General features: G+C 56.7%; 1 pseudogene. It reads right to left on the minus strand.

The window, feature by feature from the left end:
* Positions 1–1,251 (minus strand): annotated as a pseudogene (locus B6K90_RS24390) (collagen-like protein); the annotation flags it as partial.

A 1,251-nucleotide genomic window follows, 5' to 3' on the forward strand; every position in this document is an offset into this window, starting at 1 on the left:
GGGCCTGTCGCTCCCGTTGGGCCTGTCGCTCCGGTTGCTCCTGTTTCTCCGTTTGACCCTGTTGCTCCCGTTGGGCCTGTTGCTCCGGTTACTCCTGTTGGGCCTGTTGCTCCCGTTGCTCCTGTTTCTCCTGTCGACCCTGTTGCTCCTGTTTCTCCTGTCGACCCGGTTACTCCTGTTGCTCCTGTTGGGCCGGTTGTTCCCGTTACCCCGGTTACTCCTGTTGGGCCGGTTACTCCGGTTGCTCCTGTTTCTCCTGTCGACCCTGTTGCTCCTGTTTCTCCTGTCGACCCTGTTGTTCCCGTTACCCCGGTTACTCCTGTTGGGCCGGTTACTCCTGTTGCTCCTGTTTCTCCTGTCGGCCCGGTTACTCCGGTTGCTCCGGTTTCTCCTGTCGGCCCGGTTACTCCGGTCGTTCCAGTTGCTCCTGTTGGGCCGGTTGTTCCTGTTACCCCAGTTACGCCAGTCGTTCCTGTTACTCCGGTTGCTCCTGTTTCTCCTGTCGGCCCGGTTACTCCGGTTACGCCAGTCGTTCCAGTTGCTCCTGTTGGGCCTGTTGTTCCTGTTACCCCGGTTACGCCAGTCGTTCCTGTTACTCCGGTTGCTCCTGTTTCTCCTGTCGGCCCGGTTACTCCGGTTGCTCCTGTTTCTCCTGTTGGCCCGGTTACTCCAGTTGTTCCTGTTGCTCCAGTTGTTCCTGTTACCCCGGTTACGCCTGTCGAGCCAGTTACTCCAGTTACTCCTGTTGCTCCTGTCGGGCCAGTTACTCCAGTCGTTCCTGTTGTGCCGGTTGTTCCTGTTACCCCGGTTACGCCTGTCGTTCCAGTTACTCCTGTTGCTCCGGTTACGCCAGTCGTTCCCGTTGTTCCTGTTATTCCAGTTGCTCCGGTTGCCCCAGTAACGCCAGTTTCTCCTGTCGTTCCTGTTATTCCAGTTGCTCCAGCTGCTCCTGTCGTTCCTGTCGAACCGGTTACTCCTATCGATCCTGTTTCTCCTCTTTCTCCAGTTGCACCAGTCGCTCCAGTTACCCCTGTCGAGCCTGTTACTCCTCTTTCACCTGTTGGACCATTTGATCCTGTTCCTCCTGTAGAACCCGTTACTCCTCTTTCTCCTGTTGGGCCAGTCGATCCAGTTACTCCTGTCGACCCTGTTACTCCTCTTTCTCCTGTTGGACCTGTTGAGCCTGTCGATCCTGTTACCCCTGTCGACCCTGTTACTCCTCTTTCTCCAGTTGAACCTGTTGGCCCATTC

It is taken from the genome of Gottfriedia acidiceleris (genome assembly GCF_002128425.1).
Classification (GTDB): Bacteria; Bacillota; Bacilli; order Bacillales; family Bacillaceae_G; genus Gottfriedia; species Gottfriedia acidiceleris.